This is a genomic window from Agromyces humatus (assembly GCF_021228295.1).
Classification (GTDB): domain Bacteria; phylum Actinomycetota; class Actinomycetes; order Actinomycetales; family Microbacteriaceae; genus Agromyces; species Agromyces humatus.
In genome coordinates, this window is record NZ_JAJQPD010000005.1 from 209,197 (window position 1) to 224,481 (window position 15,285).

Here is a 15,285-nt window from a genome sequence, read left to right on the forward strand (position 1 = left end):
TCTATCGCGGCGGTATCAGCGTGATACCAGCCCACCGGAGCGGCCGAGCCGGCGCCGACTCGTAGGCTGGGAGCGTGCCCCGACTGCAATCAGAGCCCGATCGATCCAAGTGGGTGCCCGTCACGGACTCCCTCGGGTTCCGAGGTCGCCTCCACCGCAAGGCGGCGATCTGGATGCTGCTGTCGCAGGCGAAGGGCGCCGGTGCAGTACCGTCGGGTGCGGGCGGCGGCGTCACCGTCTGGGCGATGAGTCAGGCCGTTCCGTTCCTGATGCGCAAGGCGGCCGGTCGGGTCCTCGTGTGGGTGTGGAAGGCCGACCCCGAGTTGGTCGTGGCGATGGCGCAGGTGCAGGCCGCGACACCGCAGTTGCGGGTCGCCCGGGCCTCGATGCCGATCGAGTACGACGACACCGAGGAGTTCCGTGGCACCTACCTCGGCGTCGGTGAGAAGCTCGCCATGCCGCTTCCGCCCGGCGGTCACCCGCCGTTCGCCACCTACACGTGGGATATCGGCTCGCACTTCGTGAGCGTGACGGCGTGTGCAGCGACCGTGAACGGTTCGGCACCGTCATCGGAGCTGTCGATGACCTCGCGCGCGGCATCCGCGTCATCGACGATCTCACTGTCGGCGAGTCGGCGACGGTGCTCCGGATCGACCCCGCCTGATCACCCGATTGCGGTCGGTCTCGCGGGGCTCCTTTGCGGAGGTCACAGCGCGCCGAAGGCGAGGATCGCCTCGAGCCATGCGCGGCACTCGGCGACGAACTCCGGGTAGGTGCCCCAGAAGTCCGGGATGCCGCTGATCGCGACGGCGATGGCCCAGGCGCGGACGCGCAGCCAGGTCGGCTCGTCGAGATCGAGCGCGGCCCCGTAGGCGTGTCACGTTCGGTGGCAGCTCGGCCCACTCGGGGCGTTCCTTGCGAACGAGCGAGGCCGCGAGGTCGGCGTCGATCGGGAGTTCGTCGGTGTGCAGGGTCACGCTCTCGCGTTCGGCTACTGTTCCGTGCGCGCATCCGTCGGCGCGAGGGGTAGCTGGCGCAACCAGCTGGCCCGCATGATCCCCATCCACACCCGCTCCCAGTAGCCGAGGCCCTCCACACGAGGGTCGCCGGCCAGACGAAGGCGGCCCGCCATGGCCAGAGCAACGGCGGCGGTGATGACGATGATCGCGGCCGGAGCGGCCGACCCGCCGGGTCCCCACGCCGCATAGGCGACACCGATTCCGAGCATCAGGGCAATTGCGATCGAGGGCAGACGCTGCGGCCGGGGAAGATAGGAATAGGCCTGCAGGGTTCCGACGCTGAGGCCGAACGCGGCTGCCGCGACAGCGAGGAGAAGAGAGGGCACGGCGTCGCCCTACCCGCGCGTCGTCGGACCGCACCCATTCCACGGTCACACTCCGCGCGGCGAACCAGGACACCGCCCGGCGCAGCACCCCGATTGCGGTCTCGGCTCGTTCATCGTCGTGGATCTCGGCATTACCCGACACGGGAGTGGTCATCGATGACGGTTGTACGAACGCGATGCCCGCCCGTGGCTCAGAGCGATGGCTGCGGTTGGCGGCGACCGCAGGTTCTTGTAGCCCTGGTGACGGGAGGTCGTTGATCCCGTCGACTTGCTACTTCCCACTCTGGTGCGCGAGCGGTAGGCTTCGGGCATTCCAGCGCTGGGGGGTGCTGTCATGTGGTTGATCCTCAGAGACGCGCAGTCGGGGTCGTCGCCATTCCGGATTCAGGTCCGACCGAGAGAAGCCGATCCGATACCGGATAGCGACGATCAGTCGATTATCGACTCTGGCCGGTACCACTTGCTATCCATTCTTGATGACAGTGGAAGCGCCATTGGGGAAGGGGGACTTGGGTCCCTTTCTCAGGTACTTGCAGCGTTTCAGGTCGCGGAGGTTGACGCGCTGGAGTGGACGGAACAGCCTCTGGCGACGGTGGACGTGAATGCGACCGATACGGGAACCTTCACAATCGACCTGCTCGAACTATGACGCTCAGCGACGAAGAAGAGACCGACGCCGAGGACCAGCCGGGTCCTAGCGCCGCCCGAACGTTCTTGGACGTTCAATCTGGCGAACTGGGCTTGATGCTTGGCGTGAAGAATTCCTTGGAGTCTCGCGGCACCGCCGTGATTTGGACATCCTCCTCCGTTGTCACGCTCCTACTGGGTGTACTCACACTCAACTGGAACCTCGACCGCACCGAGGCAGCCCTTCGTGGTTGGACCTTCATGTTCTTCGTGGTCGGGTTGATCGCCTTCTTCGGCGCACTCGTGGCGGGCCTAGTTGTGAACTGGCCACATCGGTACCGCTGGTGGAATTTCAAGAGCCCCAAGGGAATCATCCGCTACTTGGGCGAAGAGAACATAGAAAACAGGAGGGAGCTCGTCGACTCGCCCGGCAGCTTCATCGAAGGAAACCTGATTGAGCATCTCGTTGGTCAAATGAAGAGGGCTCACCGCAGCAACAAGGTCAAATCAATTGCATTGAGCATTGGAATCGGCGCGGAGTCCCTGGCATTCATTGCGCTCGTCAGCGCTGTAGTTCTCACGTTCATCGTCCCGGCCTGATCCGCAGCGCTGCCCGAGCCCGGAGGGTTCGGATGGCGCGACTTGCGCATCGGCAGTTGAAAGGGCGGCGCGCTCGAGGCCTACGACATTCGGCGAGGCTTGGCCGCAAGCCCGGGGAGACCGTCGATGCTCCGCGTGTTCTTCTCGACGCGGTACTCGGCCATGCCTTCGAAGGCTGCATCTCCGGGCAGTGAAACCGTCCCGGTGCCGTGCAGTCGCACGATTCGCCGGCGGCCGTCGAAGGAGTTGAACATCAGGCAGATTCGCCCGTTCTCACGAAGATGGGCGATCGTCTCGATCAATGCCTTCAAGTTGTCGTCGATGGATTCGAAGAGTCTGCCCATGCGTGAAGACGAGAACGCCGTGAAACGACGTCGTGACGGATGCCTCGTGGCCCGCGGTATCCGCCCTACGCCCAGCCGAGCTCGCGGAGCCGAGCGTCGTCGAGCCCGAAGTAGTGACCGATCTCGTGCACGAGCGTGATACGGACCCGCGAACGCAGTGCCTCGAGGTCGACGCTGTACTCCTGCGGGTTGTTCTTGTACAGCGTGATGCGGTCGGGAAGCTCTCCGAAGCCGTAGACCCCGCGCGTGGTCAGCGGATGCCCGCGGTACAGCCCGAACAGCCGCGGTCGCTCTCCCAGCGGCTGATTCTCGACGACGATCGCGACATTCTCGACCCCACGGACCATCTCGTCGGGGAGCGCGTCGAACACCTCGGAGACCATTCGCTCGAAGTCGTCATCGGAGATCTCGACCATGTCCCAATTGTGCCGCTCGTCGCTCGTGTTCGATGGGACCGCGACGAGCTCAGCTTGGCGGGCGAACCACGCGAGCGGATGCATCCGTGCTCGGACCCAATCGGCAACGCCGTCCAGTTCGACGTCGTCCATCCGATCAGCTCGCCGAGAAGAGTGTTGCGAAGCGTTCGACCGCGGCCAGGTCACCCTCGACGGTGGCCCCGCCGGAATGCACCAGCTCGGTCACCGACAGTTCACCCGAGACCATCGAGTCGAGTCGGCGGGGTGTGGCCTCGATGACCGCGTCGGCATGTTCGGCCGCGCCTCGAGCCACGTCGATGCGGCCGTCGTCGACGACTGCCGTGAATCGATACCCGTCGAGCCGCAGCTCGTACTCGGCGTGGAGGTCGCCCGCAGCCTTCGGGTCGAATAGCGCACGCAGGGAGAGGATCACCGAGTCGACGCCGATCGGCGCGTCCTGCCGCGGTGCGTCGGACTGCAGGCCCCAGCGCCCGAGATCGAGGATGACGTGCTCGAGGCCACGTCCGCGATCGGTCAACTCATAGACCCAGGAGCCGGCGGGCGGCTCCAGCCGGCGCCGCAGAACCACGCCCGACGCTTCGAGCTCGCGCAGTCGCTGCGACAGGATGTTCGCGCTCACCCCGGGGAGACCGGTGCGCAAGTCGGTGAATCGCTTCGGGCCGAGCAAGAGTTCGCGAATCACGAGGAGTGCCCACCGCTCTCCGACGGCGTCGAGAGCGCGGGCGATGCCGCACCCATCGTCGTACGTACGTTGCCCTGCCATGTGCCCAGTCTAGGCGTGAGGAGCAGAGAACAACTCTTAAGTAGTTATTACTAACTGATTAATAGTAGAGTCGAACCAGAGCCAATCGAGGTGACGCATCATGGGCAACCCGATCAGTGCACGCATGCCCGCGGTCGACCCGGCGGCGCCAGATCCACGAAGGTGGCTCGTGCTGGCCGTGCTCGGCAGCGCGTTCTTCATCGTGATCCTCGATGGCACGATCGTGTACGTCGCCGTGCCGCAGGTGCAAGAGCAATTGGGGTTCACGGAAGCCAGCGTGCAGTGGGTGCTGAGCACCTACCTGCTGACATTCGGCGGCCTGATGCTCTTCGGAGGACGCCTGGCCGATCTGCTGGGCCGACGACGCATCTTCATGATCGGCATCGCCGTGTTCACGGCCGCTTCGCTCCTGTGCGGGCTGGCCTGGTCGCCCGAGGCATTGCTCGCGTTCCGTGTTGCGCAGGGCGCCGGCGCGGCCATCATGGCTCCGACCGCACTGTCGCTCGTGCTGGTCACGTTCACCGATGGCCCCGACCGGAACCTGGCGCTGGGCATCTGGGGCGGCATCGGCGGGGTCGGCGGAACAGCGGGCCTCCTGCTCGGCGGCCCGATCACCGCTCATCTGGGCTGGGAGTGGATCTTCTTCATGAACGTGCCGATCGGGATCGCACTGCTGGTGCTGTGCCGGGTCCTGATCCGCGAGAGTCGCAACCCGGGGCTGCCCCGCACCTTCGACGTGGCCGGCGCGGTGACCGTCACCCTGGCGCTGGTGCTGCTCGTCTACGGCATCACGGAGGCGCCGGCCACCGGTTGGGCAAGCCCACTGACGTGGGCCGTCTTCGCCGCCTCGGCTGCGCTGATGGCCGTCTTCCTCGTCATCGAGAAGCGCTCGAAAGCCCCATTGGTGCCGTTGCGCATCTTCCGCTCTCGTCGGCTCGTGGGTGGCAACATCGTGCTGCTGGTGGCGGGAATGACCGTCGACGGCGTCCTGTTCATCCTGACGCTCTACGCACAGCGGGTGCTCGGCGCGTCGGCCGTGCAGTTCGGCCTCATGACGGCGGTCTTGACGGTGATGTCGGTCGTCGGCTCATTCGCGGGGCAGTTCGTCGTGACGAAGCGCGGCTTCCGGCTGGTCGCGGCGGCGGGGATGGCGCTCATCGCGGCGGGCAGCCTCCTCCTGACGCTGATGTCGGTCGACGGCGGACTCTTCCGCAACGTGTTTCTCGGGCTGCTCGTCTTCGGTACCGGACTCGGAGCGGCCTTCGTCGGTGCACAGGTCGCAGCGCTGTCGGGCGTGCGTGACGAAGAGTCCGGCCTGGCCGCGGGCCTCGCCGACACCCTCTTCACGATCGGCGGAGCGTTGGGCTTGGCCGTGCTGTCGACGGTTGCCGCCTCGCGCACCGCAGAGCTGCTCGGAACGGGTGCAGTCGACTCGGTCACCGCGATGACCCACGGGTTCCAGAGCGCGTTGTTCGTCGCCGTCGGTTGCGCACTCCTCGGCTTGCTGGCCGCGCTCATCCTCCTCGGGTCTCATCGGTCGCGAGGTGCGGCACGCACGCCCGAGACATCCGCCACCGCATCAGGGCCAGCCCGGAACTGCGGAAGCACGGAGAGGCCGTAGAGTGTGGCGACCAATGTCGCTGACCGCTCGAAGTGGAGCCCCATGAACGTCGCCACCCGCCGCTCCGCCATCATCGTGTCGGTCGCCGCCGCTCTTGCCCTGTCGGGATGCACGTTCAGCACGGCCCCGGCGCCCACACCGTCGCCCGAGACGGTCGCATCGTCGACTCCGACGCCGACTCCCGAGCCGGTCGACCCGCTCACCACGGTCTCGGCAATCGTCGTTCGCCCCGAGCACCTCGACCTCCTCGACGCCGCCGGGGCGGTCATCACGACGCTCTCCTACGACGCTGAGGGCGCCGAGTTCGTCAGCACGCTGTCGACGGTGCTCGGCGCAGAACCCACACTGAGCGAGCACGGTGCGAGCCTGGAAACCCCGCCGAGAACCCACTACGACTGGGATGGTGTGCGGGTGTCGGACGATCACGAAGTCGACGTCCCCACCGAAGGCGGCGCGATCTACGGCGAGGTCGACATGAACGTGAGCGTGCTCTTCCGAGCGCCGACCGTTGGCGACGGCGTGGCCGTGCGCACGGTGAACGGATTCCAGCCGGGCGGCGATGCGAAGGCGCTCGCCGCCGAGTTGGGCGAGCCGTGGTACGGCAACGGCAACGACCAGGTGCGGGTCGAGACCGGCGAGCCGATCGGCGAGCAGCAGTCGTACTCCGAGTACGAGAACGCCTATTCGGTCGCGGTCAACACGTGGGAGTGGGAAGGCGCGTCGAACACGGTGTTCGCGCCGTGGAACTTCGGCATCGGACACGTGTAGCGAGCGGCATCCGTCGTCCTCGAGCTACGCGAGCGGATGCATCCGTTCTCGAACCCACTCAGCAACGTCTCCCAGCTCGACGTCGCCCGATGCGACCGAGCGAAGGAAACGATCAGCTCCTTCGACGTCGTCGACGACCAGGTCAACGCTGTTGAGCTCGAGGAACGCGGCCGTCACCAACCACGCAAGGCGCTTGTTGCCGTCGGCGAGCGCATGATTGCGCATCACCGCCAGGAGCAGCACCGCCGCCTTCTCGTCGAGCGTCGGATGCACGTCTTCGCCGAAGACCGGCATCGGTGCGGCGAGCGCCGAGAGCAGCAGGTTGCGACCGCGTGCGCCGTCTTTGCAGTGGAAGCCCTCCTCATCGAGAAGGGCTTCCACGTCCTCGGGATCGAGAAACTCCGTCACTGGGCGAGGCGGTCGAGCAGGTCGGCATCTCGGGTCCGAACCCGATCGAATGCGGCGCGAGTGCGAGCCGACTTGTCGGCGCGAGCGGCGAGCTCGTCGAGCGCGATCTCGATGACCTCGGTCTTCGAGCGCCCGTACTTCGCGGCGAGCGCCTCGAGCAGGCGGTCGTGATCGGCGTCGAGCCGAAGCGTCATGGCCATGGCAGCTTCCTTCCGTCGACACCCATTGTACCGTCGTGGTATCACGTCGATACCTACCGTCGCGGTCAGCGCAGCGCGGCGCCCTATGCCCAGCCGAGCTCCCGCAGCCGCACGTCGTCGAGTCCGAAGTAGTGACCGATCTCGTGCACGAGCGTGATGCGCACCCGCGAACGCAGCGCGTCGAGGTCGGCGCAGTGCTCCTGCAGGTTGTTCTTGTACAGCGTGATGCGGTCGGGGAGCTCACCGAAGCCGTAGACCCCGCGCGTGGTCAGCGGATGCCCGCGGTACAGCCCGAACAGCCGCGGCCGCTCCCCCACCGGTTGGTTCTCGACGACGATCCCGACGTTCTCGAGCCCACCCACCATGTCGTCGGGCAGCGCGTCGAACACCTCGGCGACCATGCGCTCGAAGGCGTCCTCGGAGATCTCGACCATGACCCAATTGTGCCCCCTGATTCGAGCCGATATCCGGGCGCCGACGGGTCTCGATACGCGTCGCCGCTTCGCGTCGGCGCTACTCGACCGACGACGGGGCTACCGCACCAACTCCGTCGCCTCGTCGAGCCGACCGAGCTTGTTCGGATTGGCGATCGAGAAGATCCGCGTGATCCGTCCGCCTTCGATCTCGAAGCAGACCGCACCGGCCAGCTCGCCGTCGACCTCGCCGCGGATCGCCGGATGGCCGTTCACCCACGTCGGCCTCGCCTCGAACGGCACGCCGAGCTTCGCGAGTCCGCCCAGCAGGTAGCGGGCGATCTTGTCGGCGCCGAGGATCGGGCGCCGTGCGGCACCGCGCACGAATCCGCCGCCGTCGGCGACGGAGACCACGTCGGGTGCGAGCACATCCATCAGCCCCTGCAGGTCGCCCGAGTTGACCGCCGTGATGAACCTCGCGACGACCGCCTCCTGCTCGGCGCGGTCTACCGTGACACGCGGTCGCCGGGCGGCGATGTGCTCCTTCGCGCGGTGGGCGATCTGCCGCACGGCCGCCTGCGACTTGTCGACGGCCGCCGCGATCTCGTCGTACGGCACGTCGAACACCTCGCGCAGCACGAACACGGCACGCTCGGTGGGGCCGAGCGTCTCGAGCACGGTCAGCATCGCGATCGAGACGCTGTCGGCGAGCTCGACGTCGTCGGCGACATCGGGACTCGTGAGCAGCGGCTCGGGCAGCCACTCCCCCACGTACGTCTCGCGCCGCCGCGCCATGGCCCGCAAGTGGTTGAGCGCCTGCCGGGTCACGACGCGCACGAGGTACGCGCGCGGATCGCGCACCTCGCTGCGGTCGGCCTGGTCCCAGCGCAGCCAAGACTCCTGCAGCACGTCCTCGGCGTCGGCCGCGGAGCCGAGCATCTCGTACGCGACCGTGAAGAGCAGGCCGCGGTGGGTGACGAACGGGTCGTCGGTCATGACGCCGAGCCTACGACCTCGGCAGCGGCATCCGCCGTCGCAGACGCCCGGGTGACGAGCGGCGGCAACTCGCACGCATCGGCATAACCCTCGGAATGGATGCCGAGCGCCACGTTCATGCGCGAGCTCATGTTCATGAACGCGACCTTGGCGGTGAGCTCGATGAGGGCGGCCGGACCGAGTTCATCGAGCAGCGCAGCCGACAGCTCGTCGGTGACGGCCGGCGGGGTCTGGCTCATCGCTTCCGCGTACTCCATGACGTGGCGTTCGAGAGGCGTGAACACGCGTGCCTCGCGCCAGTTCGGCACCTGCCGCGCCTTCTCTTCGTCGAGCCCCTCGTTGTGCGACTTGTAATAGTTGAAGTCGAGGCACCAACTGCAGCCGACGAACGCCGCCGTCGCCATCACGGCGTACGACGCGAGAGTGCGGTCGAGTTCGTGCATGCCCTCGATCTTGCGGCCGATGCCCATCGACGCCCGCATCAGGGCGGGGTGGTGCGCGAGCACGCCCATCGACTCGGGCACGCGGCCGACCATCCGGCGGGCGGCGACCTTCACGACCGTTCCGAAGATTCCGGTGAGCTCGGTGGGCGGGATGCGCGTCTGGGTGGTCATCATGTCCTCCTGCGATCGTCGACGGCCCGGGTTCGGTTTCCGGATGACCCGTCGACATGCAGACACCGGGCGTCGCGCGGTTGTGACATCGCGGCGATCGGATGAATCGCCGACCTCGAACTGCCGCGACTCAACGCCGCACGACGTATGTCAGGCGAGCGGAGGATACGGGTACTCGGCCGAGCGCCCCTGGAACTGCAGGATCGCCTCGTTACGGATGCGGCCGCGTTCGATCTCGGTCGCGCGGCTGATGGTGTCCGACGCGGCCCACGCCCCCGGGCCCTCCATCACAGTGCGGATGAACGGCAACAGGGCCTCGCTGATCTCCCAGGTGGCGGAATTCCAGAGGTACGACGGGCTGTGGTCGACGGCGTAATAATTGATCGAATCGCCGACCGTGAACATCGGGTCGGCGAACGACGTGGGCCGCGCCCATTCGAATCCCATGCCCGCGTCGATTGAGACATCGACGATGAGGCTGCCGGGGCGAAAGGCACCGACATCCTCGGTGCGGAGGTAGGTGAGCGGTGCGTTCGGATCCTGCAGGGTGCAGTTGACGACGATGTCGTGCGCAGCGAGGAAGGGGGCCAGCGGGATCGGCCCTTCCTCGGTGTTGACGGTGCTCGCGAACGGGGCGTCGGGGTCATGTTCGAACTGGATGATGTCGATCGAGGGGATCGGCGAGCCCACGGCCGCCGTGTCGCGGTTCGTCAGCACCTGCACATCATGGATGCCGTGGGCGTTCAACACCGTGACCGCGCCGCGCGCGGTCGCGCCGAAACCGATGACCACCGCGTTGAGCCGCCGACCGTAGTCGCCTGTCGCGCCGCACAGTTGCAGGGCGTGGAGCACCGAGCAGTAGCCGGCGATCTCGTTGTTCTTGTGGAACACGTGCAGCCCGAAGCCGCCGTCGGCCTTCCAGTGGTTCATGGCCTCCCACGCGATGAGCGTGAGGCCCTTGTCGATCGCGTGTTGCGTCATTTCCCGGTCCTGAACGCAGTGCGGCCAGCCCCACAGCACCTGCCCATCGCGGAATTCGGCGAGGTCCGTTGCGAGCGGCTTCGGCAGCGTGATGACGTCGGCCTCGGCGATGATGGCCTCGCGCGAGGCGACCGCGCCGACCAGCGGAACGAGCTGCGCGTCGGAGATGCCGAAACGCTCGCCGTAGCCGCGCTCGAGCATCATGTTCGCCCGCACGTCGGCGTCGATCCGCTCGAGGTGGGAGGGATGTATCGGCAGTCGCTTCTCGTCGGTCTTGCGCGAAGTGACCATCACACCGAGTCTGAGCAGTGAAGGGGTCGGCGTGTTCATCGTGGCCTCCAGTTGTGCGGCTGCCGGGATCGGCTCGGAGCTCGCTCACCGACTTCCGCCAGGCGGATGTGGACCACGGGTGAGCCGCCGTCCGTCGAACCGGCGTCCTTCACTGAGCGTACGGCACGTGAGCACCGCAGTTGCGGGTCGCGCGGGCATCGATGCCGACCGAGTACGACGACACCGAGGAGTTCCGCGGCACCTACCTCCGAACCAGTCTCGCCGGACGACTATCGTGGTGAGGCCAACGACGCCGACCACGAAGGACGCATGCGTAAGCTCATCTGCCTCATCTCCCCTTCCATCGGCAGTTCCACCGCCGTTCACGCCTCCCAGGGGGGCGCCCGATGACCGGCACCTTCGAGCTGCGCCACCTCGCCAGCATCGATGAGGTCGACTTCTTCAACGCGATTCCCTACGCGCTGAACCACGAGGTCGCCGACGACCTCGCGGGGCGACGACGCCGGCCGGAATGGACGTGGCTCGCCGTTCGCGACAGGCGCTTGCTCGGGCGGCTCGCGCTCTGGAGCCCAGCGGATGCCGCAGAGCCGGCGCAACTCGACATCTTCGACTTCGATGATGCTCTCGCCGACGACGAACAACGCGCCGTCGGCACGGCGCTGCTCCGCGCCGCACAGGCCGAGGTGCTCGACACGCTCGCGACCGCCCCCGAGGTCGCCCGCTACCTCCCAGCCGACTGGCGAGAGCAGGATGTCTCGCGACACGGCACCGAACTGCGCATCGCGCTGCTCGAGGAGGCCGGCGCCCGCTTCGTCGTCGAGCGTCTGCGGCTCGAGTGGACTCCGGCGTCAGGCATCTCAGCGGCCGACCCTCGCCTCTCGTTCCGCGACTTCGCGTCAGACGAGGAAGTTCTCGCGCTCACGACCCGGGTGCTCGACGGCACGCTCGACGCGCATAGTCGCGAAGACCTCGAAGGCGCCACCCCGCGCGAGGTCGCCGAGCGCCAGTTCGAGGAGGAGTTCGCCCACTACACGACCCCCCGGGGCTGGTGGCGAGTCGCGGCAGACGAGTCGGGCAAGCCTGTCGGCTTCGTGATTCCCGCTCGCAACAGCTACAACCACATCATCGCCTACATCGGAGTGCTGCCCGAGCACCGCGGCAACGGCTGGATCGACGGCATCCTCGCCGAAGGCACGCGCGTGCTCGCCGAGGCCGGTGCACCGCACATCCGCGCGGCGACCGACGTGGGCAACGTGCCGATGGCCGCGGCGTTCGCGCGAGCGGGCTACGACGCTTTCGAACGGATCATCAACCTCGCGTGGGACACACCGGCCGTCTGAATCGCGTTGACGCGCCGCGAGCGCAGTCGATGATGTAGCGACCGCACCGCCCGAGCCCGGTGGGTTCGGGCGGCGTGACCTGCGCGTCAGCCGCTGAGCGCGGCCGTCCGCGCGCGCGTCAGGCTGCCGGCTCGCCGGCCCCACGCCCCTCGATGAGCTCGGTCCACCGCCGTACCGCTGGTACCTCTCGATGCCGACCGACCTGCTGCGATGGTGCGGCGCGACCGCAGCCTAGACTCACGACGTGACCCACCCCCGCACCGCGATCACCGGCGGCACCGGCTTCGTCGGCCGCCACCTGGCCGAACGGCTCGGGCCCGATGCATCCGTCGTCATCTCTCGCCGCACCGGCGTCGACGCCGGCGACGTCGACGCGCTCGCGCGATCGTTCGAGGGATGCGAGGTCGTCGCGCACTGCGCTGGCATCAACATCAGCGGCGACACACGATGAGCCCTGACCTGCGGCCGACGCGTCGCATCGAGTTCACCCTGCACAAGCCTTGGTTCGCGCTCTACTGGCGGGTCAGGCCGACGCTCGTCATCGGCGGGCGAGGTCAGCCCGCCCAATGGGGCATCGGGACTTGGAAGGTGCCGGCCGACGAGACGGTGGTCGTCGGGGTGTTCCTGTTCAACCGGGTGTGGCGATTCGGCGAAGCCGAGTTCGCGCTCGAGCCGCGGCATCCGCCCGCCCTCGTGTACCGGGCGCCGGCGCTCCCGTTCCTGCGTGGCCGGCTGCGCGTGAACGCATGAGCCCAGCGGCTTCGGGGAGCGGCGGAGCCGGCGCCGTGCCCGCGGTATCGGCCGAATTCGGGACGACCACTTGACGCCTCTCGCGGCGATCACCTAGGTTCGAGAAACGACTTAGTTTACTGAGTTACTAAAGTGGGCCTGAAGGCGCGGGATGTCCCCGTCGCGCGAGTGCCGCGGTCTGAGTCGACCGCTGGACTCCGGCTCCGTCTGCGCGCCCTACCGCCGATGTGCTGTGCTGCGCGCCGTCGGCGTGACGACGAGAACCCCGCTGCTCAGGCGACGAACAGAGATGCACAGGATCGTCGAGACGTTGGAGGCAATGATGCAATCAATTCGTAGGACGCTCGCGACGGCGGGAGTCTGCGCCGTCGCCCTGGCGGGGGTGCTCGTGCCCCTGCCGGCAGCCGCGGCCCCGCCGACGGGACCGCTCCCGACGGTGAGCCCGACCCCGCAGTCGATCGACCGCGCCGGCGGCGACATCAACGTGCCGAGCCGGGTCGAGATCGTCGTCGACGACGGCACCGATGCGGCGGCCCTCGCCGAGCTGCGCGAGACCCTGGGCGAGCATGGCGTCGACCGCATCGACGAGCACGCCACGGCGACGGGCACCGCGCCGCTCACCATCAATCTGGGTGCGGTGTCGCGGGCCGACATCGCCGCGGCGCTCGGCGAGACGGATGTCCCGGATCATGCCGAGGGCTACGCGCTGCGGGCCGACGCATCGAAGGGGCCGCTCGGCACGATCGCGCTCGGCGGCGTCGACGGCGCCGGCCAGTACTACGCCGTCAAGACCCTCGACCAGCTGTTCGTGCCCAAGGACGACGGCGGCTACCGCATCGCGGGCGCCTCGGTCAGCGACTACCCGTCGATGCCGCTGCGCGGCACGATCGAGGGCTTCTACGGCAACCCGTGGACCCATGAAGAGCGCCTCGACCAGCTCGAGTTCTACGGCGACGTCAAGGCGAACACCTACATCTACGCGCCGAAGGACGACCCGTACCACCGAGACCGCTGGCGGGAGCCCTACCCCGCCGACAAGCTCGCCGAACTCGGCGACCTCGTGACGACCGCGACGGCGAACCACGTGCGCTTCACCTTCGCCCTCTCCCCCGGCAACACCGTCTGCTACTCGAGCGACGCCGACTACCAGGCGCTCACCTCGAAGCTGCAGCAGATGTACGACCTCGGCGTGCGGGCCTTCAACATCCCGCTCGACGACATCGACTACGGCCGGTGGCACTGCGACGGCGACCGCACCGCGTTCGGTGCCCCGAGCGCACGCACAGCGGGCATCGCGCAGGCGACCTTCCTCGACCGGGTGCAGCGTGAGTTCATCGAGACGCACGAGGGCGCGTACCCACTGCAGATGGTGCCCACCGAGTACTACAACACGACCGATTCGGGCTACAAGACCGCGCTGCGCGGCATGGACGAGGACATCGTCGTGATGTGGACCGGTGAGGGCGTCGTGCCGCAGTCGGTGACCGTCGACCAGGCGAAGAAGGCCGCGACCGTCTTCGGCGGGCCGACCTTCCTGTGGGACAACTACCCCGTGAACGACTACGGCCAGACCTCGGGTCGCCTGCTGCTCGCGCCGTACGACAAGCGCGAAGCGGGCCTCGGCGAGTACCTCTCGGGCATCGTCTCGAACCCGATGAACCAGGCCGCGGCCAGCAAGATCGCGATCTTCGGCGTCGCCGACTTCACCTGGAACGACGAAGCGTACGACGCGCGCGCCAACTGGTCGCAGGCGCTTCGATACGTCGCGAATGAGGATGTCCCGACGACCGCTGCGCTGCGCGTCTTCGCCGACCTCAACCACCTCGCCCCGAGCTTCGGGGCGCCGTGGCAGCCGCAGTCGCCCGAGCTCTCGGCCCGCATGGCCGAGTTCTGGGAGCGCTGGGATGCCGGCCACAAGGCCGAGGCCGTCGCCGACCTCCGCGAGTACGCCCAGGCCATCGCCGCCGCCCCCGAGGCGATCCGCAGCGGCCCGACCGACCCGGCGTTCCTCACCGACGCGAGCCCGTGGCTCGATGCGACGACGCTGTGGGGTCAGGCGACCGTGCAGCTGCTCGACGCCGTGCAGGCGCGGATCGACGGCGACGCCGCGACCTCGGCAGAGCTCGCGGCGGCGGCCAAGTCGACGGCGGCGCAGGCCACCGCGATCGTCGTCGACCCGGCCGACAACAGCTGGGGCAAGGCGAAGGTGCGCATCGCCGACGGTGTGCTCGACCTCTTCCACGGTCGTATCGGGTTCACGCTCGCGATGTGGGAGGCGGGTGACGTCGTGAACGTCGCGCCGCAGGGCACGGCGACCGCGTCGAGCGTCGAGGTGCCCCAGTTCGGCACCAAGAACGTCAACGACGACAACCTGTCGACCCGTTGGGCGTCTGGATACAGCGACAACTCGTGGGTGCAGGTGAAGCTCGCCGAGCCGACCGTCGTGCGCGGCATCACGATCAACTGGGAGTCCGCCTGCGCGAACGAATACGCGCTGCAGACCTCGAACGACGGCGTCACGTGGACGACGATCCGCACGGTCGACGACTCGACCTGCGCGCTCGACCTGTTCACCTTCGACGCCGGCGACCCGGTGCAGTACGTGCGCATGCAGGGCATCGACCGCAAGACGACGTGGGGCTACTCCATCTGGGAGCTCGGCGTCTACGCGGCGGAGTGATCACCGCCGCTCGGTGACCCGGGTGCCCTCCCGCTCGTGCAGAGCGGGAGGGCACCCGTCTCGGTGCGCGGGCATCAACCGCGCGATCCGGCGCCGACTCGTAGGCT

Annotated in this window: 18 protein-coding genes and 1 pseudogene; 8 read left to right on the forward strand and 11 right to left on the reverse strand. The window is 67.8% G+C overall.

The genetic code is table 11. From position 1 onward, the window contains the following. The first annotated feature begins 74 nt into the window (after window positions 1-74). Entirely contained in the window at window positions 75-773 is a 699-nt protein-coding gene (locus LSF15_RS10390) for a hypothetical protein (RefSeq protein WP_308188457.1), read from the forward strand. A 218-nt stretch (window positions 774-991) separates the two neighbouring features. Here LSF15_RS10390 and LSF15_RS10395 read toward each other — a convergent pair whose 3' ends face one another. Both LSF15_RS10395 and LSF15_RS10400 read right to left on the reverse strand, forming a co-directional pair. Next, window positions 992-1,345: a hypothetical protein gene (locus LSF15_RS10395; RefSeq protein ID WP_232498461.1), complete on the reverse strand. Its 354-nt coding sequence runs from the start codon at window positions 1,343-1,345 to the stop codon at window positions 992-994. Window positions 1,346-1,364: 19 nt separating this feature from the next. After that, a pseudogene (locus LSF15_RS10400) lies at window positions 1,365-1,556 on the reverse strand (IS481 family transposase); the annotation flags it as partial. A 434-nt stretch (window positions 1,557-1,990) separates the two neighbouring features. On the opposite strand from LSF15_RS10400, the gene LSF15_RS10405 reads away from it, so the two are divergent. Continuing rightward, on the forward strand, window positions 1,991-2,572 hold the full coding sequence (locus LSF15_RS10405; protein ID WP_232498462.1) for a hypothetical protein: 582 nt from the start codon (window positions 1,991-1,993) through the stop codon (window positions 2,570-2,572). An 80-nt stretch (window positions 2,573-2,652) separates the two neighbouring features. Here LSF15_RS10405 and LSF15_RS10410 read toward each other — a convergent pair whose 3' ends face one another. From LSF15_RS10410 to LSF15_RS10420, 3 genes are all read right to left on the reverse strand, one after another. Beyond that, complete coding sequence (locus LSF15_RS10410; RefSeq protein ID WP_232498463.1) at window positions 2,653-2,916, reverse strand: pyridoxamine 5'-phosphate oxidase family protein; 264 nt, start codon at window positions 2,914-2,916, stop codon at window positions 2,653-2,655. A 65-nt stretch (window positions 2,917-2,981) separates the two neighbouring features. Further along, a complete protein-coding gene (locus LSF15_RS10415) occupies window positions 2,982-3,464 on the reverse strand; it encodes a metallopeptidase family protein (protein ID WP_232498464.1) in 483 nt (160 codons plus the stop codon). Window positions 3,465-3,468: 4 nt separating this feature from the next. Then, window positions 3,469-4,116 (reverse strand): winged helix-turn-helix transcriptional regulator, encoded by a 648-nt coding sequence (locus tag LSF15_RS10420; RefSeq protein ID WP_232498465.1) that lies wholly within the window; start codon window positions 4,114-4,116, stop codon window positions 3,469-3,471. 100 nt (window positions 4,117-4,216) lie between these two features. Here LSF15_RS10420 and LSF15_RS10425 point away from each other — a divergent pair, with 100 nt between their 5' ends. Both LSF15_RS10425 and LSF15_RS10430 read left to right on the forward strand, forming a co-directional pair. After that, the gene (locus LSF15_RS10425) at window positions 4,217-5,737 is read left to right on the forward strand and encodes an MFS transporter (RefSeq protein WP_232498466.1); all 1,521 of its coding nucleotides are present in this window, start codon (window positions 4,217-4,219) and stop codon (window positions 5,735-5,737) included. A 42-nt stretch (window positions 5,738-5,779) separates the two neighbouring features. After that, window positions 5,780-6,505: a hypothetical protein gene (locus tag LSF15_RS10430; protein ID WP_232498467.1), complete on the forward strand. Its 726-nt coding sequence runs from the start codon at window positions 5,780-5,782 to the stop codon at window positions 6,503-6,505. A gap of 24 nt (window positions 6,506-6,529) precedes the next feature. Here the strand turns inward: LSF15_RS10430 and LSF15_RS10435 are convergent, their stop codons facing one another. The 6 genes from LSF15_RS10435 to LSF15_RS10460 all read right to left on the reverse strand — a co-directional run bounded on the left by LSF15_RS10435 (window position 6,530) and on the right by LSF15_RS10460 (window position 10,447). Beyond that, window positions 6,530-6,913, reverse strand: a complete 384-nt coding sequence (locus LSF15_RS10435) for a type II toxin-antitoxin system death-on-curing family toxin (RefSeq protein ID WP_232498468.1) — start codon at window positions 6,911-6,913, stop codon at window positions 6,530-6,532. Then, window positions 6,910-7,113, reverse strand: coding sequence for a ribbon-helix-helix protein, CopG family (locus LSF15_RS10440; protein WP_232498469.1), 204 nt, complete (start codon window positions 7,111-7,113; stop codon window positions 6,910-6,912). The genes LSF15_RS10435 and LSF15_RS10440 overlap by 4 nt, the downstream gene beginning before the upstream one ends. Window positions 7,114-7,196: 83 nt before the next feature. After that, the gene (locus LSF15_RS10445; protein ID WP_232498470.1) at window positions 7,197-7,547 is read right to left on the reverse strand and encodes a metallopeptidase family protein; all 351 of its coding nucleotides are present in this window, start codon (window positions 7,545-7,547) and stop codon (window positions 7,197-7,199) included. Between the two features lie 99 nt (window positions 7,548-7,646). Continuing rightward, window positions 7,647-8,522, reverse strand: a complete 876-nt coding sequence (locus LSF15_RS10450; protein ID WP_232498471.1) for an RNA polymerase sigma-70 factor — start codon at window positions 8,520-8,522, stop codon at window positions 7,647-7,649. After that, complete coding sequence (locus LSF15_RS10455) at window positions 8,519-9,136, reverse strand: carboxymuconolactone decarboxylase family protein (protein WP_232498472.1); 618 nt, start codon at window positions 9,134-9,136, stop codon at window positions 8,519-8,521. Before LSF15_RS10455 ends, LSF15_RS10450 begins: the two co-directional genes overlap by 4 nt. Window positions 9,137-9,286: 150 nt before the next feature. Further along, window positions 9,287-10,447, reverse strand: coding sequence for a N(5)-(carboxyethyl)ornithine synthase (locus LSF15_RS10460; protein WP_232498473.1), 1,161 nt, complete (start codon window positions 10,445-10,447; stop codon window positions 9,287-9,289). Window positions 10,448-10,794: 347 nt separating this feature from the next. Here LSF15_RS10460 and LSF15_RS10465 point away from each other — a divergent pair, with 347 nt between their 5' ends. From LSF15_RS10465 to LSF15_RS10480, 4 genes are all read left to right on the forward strand, one after another. Next, a complete protein-coding gene (locus LSF15_RS10465) occupies window positions 10,795-11,748 on the forward strand; it encodes a GNAT family N-acetyltransferase (RefSeq protein WP_232498474.1) in 954 nt (317 codons plus the stop codon). A 244-nt stretch (window positions 11,749-11,992) separates the two neighbouring features. After that, complete coding sequence (locus LSF15_RS10470; protein ID WP_232498475.1) at window positions 11,993-12,199, forward strand: NAD-dependent epimerase/dehydratase family protein; 207 nt, start codon at window positions 11,993-11,995, stop codon at window positions 12,197-12,199. Then, on the forward strand, window positions 12,196-12,498 hold the full coding sequence (locus LSF15_RS10475; RefSeq protein WP_232498476.1) for a hypothetical protein: 303 nt from the start codon (window positions 12,196-12,198) through the stop codon (window positions 12,496-12,498). The genes LSF15_RS10470 and LSF15_RS10475 overlap by 4 nt, the downstream gene beginning before the upstream one ends. Before the next feature lie 322 nt (window positions 12,499-12,820). Then, entirely contained in the window at window positions 12,821-15,178 is a 2,358-nt protein-coding gene (locus tag LSF15_RS10480; protein WP_232498477.1) for a glycoside hydrolase family 84 protein, read from the forward strand. Window positions 15,179-15,285: the final 107 nt, after the last annotated feature.

Bases quoted from the DNA above. Each gene is read 5' to 3' on its own strand.
- LSF15_RS10445 (WP_232498470.1), bottom strand. From the start codon at position 7,547: ATGGTCGAGATCTCCGAGGACGCCTTCGAGCGCATGGTCGCCGAGGTG.
- LSF15_RS10415 (WP_232498464.1), bottom strand. From the start codon at position 3,464: ATGGACGACGTCGAACTGGACGGCGTTGCCGATTGGGTCCGAGCACGG.
- LSF15_RS10450 (WP_232498471.1), bottom strand. From the start codon at position 8,522: ATGACCGACGACCCGTTCGTCACCCACCGCGGCCTGCTCTTCACGGTC.
- LSF15_RS10465 (WP_232498474.1), top strand. From the start codon at position 10,795: ATGACCGGCACCTTCGAGCTGCGCCACCTCGCCAGCATCGATGAGGTC.
- LSF15_RS10410 (WP_232498463.1), bottom strand. From the start codon at position 2,916: ATGGGCAGACTCTTCGAATCCATCGACGACAACTTGAAGGCATTGATC.
- LSF15_RS10405 (WP_232498462.1), top strand. From the start codon at position 1,991: ATGACGCTCAGCGACGAAGAAGAGACCGACGCCGAGGACCAGCCGGGT.
- LSF15_RS10420 (WP_232498465.1), bottom strand. From the start codon at position 4,116: ATGGCAGGGCAACGTACGTACGACGATGGGTGCGGCATCGCCCGCGCT.
- LSF15_RS10455 (WP_232498472.1), bottom strand. From the start codon at position 9,136: ATGACCACCCAGACGCGCATCCCGCCCACCGAGCTCACCGGAATCTTC.
- LSF15_RS10460 (WP_232498473.1), bottom strand. From the start codon at position 10,447: ATGAACACGCCGACCCCTTCACTGCTCAGACTCGGTGTGATGGTCACT.
- LSF15_RS10480 (WP_232498477.1), top strand. From the start codon at position 12,821: ATGCAATCAATTCGTAGGACGCTCGCGACGGCGGGAGTCTGCGCCGTC.
- LSF15_RS10440 (WP_232498469.1), bottom strand. From the start codon at position 7,113: ATGGCCATGACGCTTCGGCTCGACGCCGATCACGACCGCCTGCTCGAG.
- LSF15_RS10475 (WP_232498476.1), top strand. From the start codon at position 12,196: ATGAGCCCTGACCTGCGGCCGACGCGTCGCATCGAGTTCACCCTGCAC.
- LSF15_RS10425 (WP_232498466.1), top strand. From the start codon at position 4,217: ATGGGCAACCCGATCAGTGCACGCATGCCCGCGGTCGACCCGGCGGCG.
- LSF15_RS10430 (WP_232498467.1), top strand. From the start codon at position 5,780: ATGAACGTCGCCACCCGCCGCTCCGCCATCATCGTGTCGGTCGCCGCC.